Annotated in this window: 3 protein-coding genes; 1 reads left to right on the top strand and 2 read right to left on the bottom strand. The window is 71.8% G+C overall.

Annotated features, from left to right (window positions below):
- Nucleotides 1–146 precede the first annotated feature (146 nt).
- Complete coding sequence (locus D7X74_RS41050) at nucleotides 147–1,511, top strand: SMI1/KNR4 family protein (RefSeq protein ID WP_120538355.1); 1,365 nt, start codon at nucleotides 147–149, stop codon at nucleotides 1,509–1,511.
- 117 nt (nucleotides 1,512–1,628) lie between these two features.
- Here D7X74_RS41050 and D7X74_RS41045 read toward each other — a convergent pair whose 3' ends face one another.
- Both D7X74_RS41045 and D7X74_RS41040 read right to left on the bottom strand, forming a co-directional pair.
- Nucleotides 1,629–1,907 (bottom strand): hypothetical protein, encoded by a 279-nt coding sequence (locus tag D7X74_RS41045; RefSeq protein WP_120538354.1) that lies wholly within the window; start codon nucleotides 1,905–1,907, stop codon nucleotides 1,629–1,631.
- A gap of 114 nt (nucleotides 1,908–2,021) precedes the next feature.
- On the bottom strand, nucleotides 2,022–2,669 hold the full coding sequence (locus tag D7X74_RS41040; protein WP_233596043.1) for a vancomycin high temperature exclusion protein: 648 nt from the start codon (nucleotides 2,667–2,669) through the stop codon (nucleotides 2,022–2,024).
- Nucleotides 2,670–2,764 lie beyond the last annotated feature (95 nt).

The raw sequence follows: 2,764 nt of genomic DNA, 5'->3' as shown, positions 1-2,764 counted from the left end.
CGGGGATGGAGGGCCTGGGCGTGTCAGGTTCTCCAGATATGTCTGGTGGGGTGTCGGGTGGACGAAACCCGACATGCACACTGCGCACGGAGGCCCAGGCGCCGTAAGGTGCGAGCCTCGGTGGCTGTCGATGTCATGGAGGGGTCATGCACGAGTGGTTGGAGGCACTGCGCAAGTCCGCGAAGGCGACCTCGGAGGGTGTGCTGGCGGAGGACGTCCGCCGCGCCGAGACGGAGTGCGGCATCCCGTTCCCCGGGGAGCTCACGGACCTGTACCTGACGCTCAACGGCGGTGAGTTCGAGGGCGAGGTGCGCCTGTACCCGCTGCGGGGCGGCGAAGGGGCGCCCAGCGTCCTGGAGAAGAGCCGGCTGATGCTGGTGGGCCTGCCCGCCGCGGGCGTGTGGCGCTTCGGGTTGAAGGGGCCGCACCGTCACCTGTTCGTCGCGCGCAAGTCCGCGATGGAGGAGCAGGGGGATGGGGGTGGGCCGCTGCCCGGATGGATGGAGGCGCTGGACGCGGACGACTGGGTCTTCGGCACCTGGGAGAACGAGAAGAAGGAGATGCGGCTGTACCGCACGCTCAAGGACATGCTCGAGGTACTGGTTCCGCCCGTCGAGGTGGAGAGCTTCGGGGAGCGCACCTTCGCGCGGGCGTTGAACGCCGTGTTGCAGGGGGCGCTGTCCGGCGCCGCGGCCGAGGAGGACGAGGCGCCGTCCCCCGCCGAGCGGAACCGCGACTACTCGCGCGACCTGGCCGCCCTGGCCCGTGACGTCGAGGAGGCCGAAGAGGCGGACGACGAGGACGAGGCCGCCGACGAAGGCGATGAGACCGGGGCCTCCGATGAGGAGGGCGGAGCGCTCGAAGCGTCCGAGGAGGAGGACTCGGAGGTCGAGGAGGCTTCCGAGGCGGAGGAGGGCGCGCAGGAGGAGCTGTTCACGGAGTCCAGGCCGTCGCGTTCCACCGCGAAGAAGGTCCGGCCCCCCGCGTCCCGTGAGGCGTCCGCCGTACCTTCCGTGAGCGCGGGCAAGCCCTCCGCTCCGAAGAAGGGTCGCACGGCCCCGGCGCCGTCCACGGCGGCTCGGGGCAGCACGCGCAAGTCCGCGCACGTGCCGTCGGATGAAGCGTCCTCGGCAAGCACGGGCAAGGCCACCGCGAAGAAGGGCGCTCCTGCTCGGGGTGCCGCGAAGAAGTCCACGGGCAAGGCCGCCGCCGCGAAGAAGGCTGCTCCTGCCCGCGCCGCGAAGAAGGGCGCTCCCACTCGGGGTGCCGCGAAGAAGGCCACGGCGAAGAAGGGCGCTCCCGCTCGGGGTGCCGCGAAGAAGGCCACGGGCAAGGCCGCCGCGAAGAAGGGCGCCGCCCAGAAGCGGGGTGGCACCGCCGCGAAGAAGGGCGCCGCCGCGAAGCGGAGCACCGCGAAGAAGGGCGCTGCCCAGAAGCGGGGCGGCGCCGCTGCGAAGAAGTCCGTCGCTCGCAAGCCCACGGCGAAGAAGTCCGCGCGTCGCCGGTCCTGAAACACACCGGTGACCGGAGGCGCTCCCTGGAGCCCTCCGTCCCCGGCGCCCGGGTCTTGAAACAAGGGCGCGTCTCCCTCCCGGGGACGCGCCCTTGCAGTACCACCGGCCCGGGGCCTAGCGGTCGGGGAGCAGATCCGGCGTCTGCGCACGCGGGCCCGGGTCATCGGGCTGCGCGGTCAGCTCGCGCTCCTCCTCTTCCTCCTCGTCTCCCCGGCGGAACTCGTGGATCTGATCCGGAAGGATGTCCCGGGCATCCGCCTCCTCCTCCATCGGGGGAGACAGGGCCAGGTCCTGGTCCGAGATGTTGATTTCGTCCTCCCCGGTCATCGGGTTGCGATGGCGCAGCGAGGTGGACTCGCCCACATCCTCGTCTCCGAGCTTGTTGAATCGCATGGGGTCTCCTCGACAGGGACGGTTGAGAAAGCTTCCGTGTCCCCACGAAAGTGAGCCCCCCGGACACGGCCGGCAATCCGAGCCGGTCGCCTGCCTGCCGGGCCTGACCCGACGTCAGCGAGGGGCTGACGGCGGCCGGCTGTTGAGGCTGCCGGGCTCCACTTCCAGCACCACCATCGCCAGCGCGAGCACCCGGGAGAGCGTCTCGCGCAGCGTGTAGCGCCAGGGGGTCGCTCGGCCCTCGTCCGCCGCCACGCCCCACGCGTCGATGCCCACCGAATTGGCGATGAACAGCGCCCGCGACAGGTGGAAGCGCTGGGTGACCAGCACCGCCCGGTTCGCGCCAAACACCGTGTGCGCCCGCAGGCAGCTGTCGTAGGTGGACAGCCCCGCCTCGTCGCCCAGCACCACCGCGTCCGGTACCCCGCGCTCCACCAGATAGCGCCGCATGGCCCGCGTCTCGTCGTGGAAGGGCGCGGAGTTGTCCCCGCTCACCAGGAGCGCCCGCACCTTGCCCTGCCGCCAGAGGGCGATGGCCGCGTCCAGCCGCTGCGCCAGCACCGGCGAGGGCACCGCGCCCGGCGCGAGCCCCGCCCCGAACACCAGCGCCAGGGGCGCCTCCGGGGCCACGGCCAGCGGCACGATGCGGCCCTGGTAGCGCAGGCGCACGAAGTGGGACAGGCCCAGCACGACGACGAGGCCCAGGCCGACCAGCCCCAGGCCCCTGCGCACCCACACCCTGGTCGTGCCGCCAGCCTTCATGGACCTCGCAAAACGGTCGGGAGGGGCCATTCTCTTCCGGCGGGCCGCTCGCGGAAAGCGAACCGTGCATCCGGACCCCCGGAACTGTTCATGCC

Source organism: Corallococcus sp. CA047B (assembly GCF_003612065.1).
Lineage (GTDB): Bacteria > Myxococcota > Myxococcia > Myxococcales > Myxococcaceae > Corallococcus > Corallococcus praedator.
The sequence above is the reverse complement of the archived record's forward strand: the minus strand, read 5'-3'. Positions and strand labels throughout refer to the sequence as shown.

Coding starts and splice junctions, on each gene's coding strand:
- D7X74_RS41050 (WP_120538355.1), top strand. CDS start 147: ATGCACGAGTGGTTGGAGGCACTGCGCAAGTCCGCGAAGGCGACCTCG.
- D7X74_RS41045 (WP_120538354.1), bottom strand. CDS start 1,907: ATGCGATTCAACAAGCTCGGAGACGAGGATGTGGGCGAGTCCACCTCG.
- D7X74_RS41040 (WP_233596043.1), bottom strand. CDS start 2,669: ATGAAGGCTGGCGGCACGACCAGGGTGTGGGTGCGCAGGGGCCTGGGG.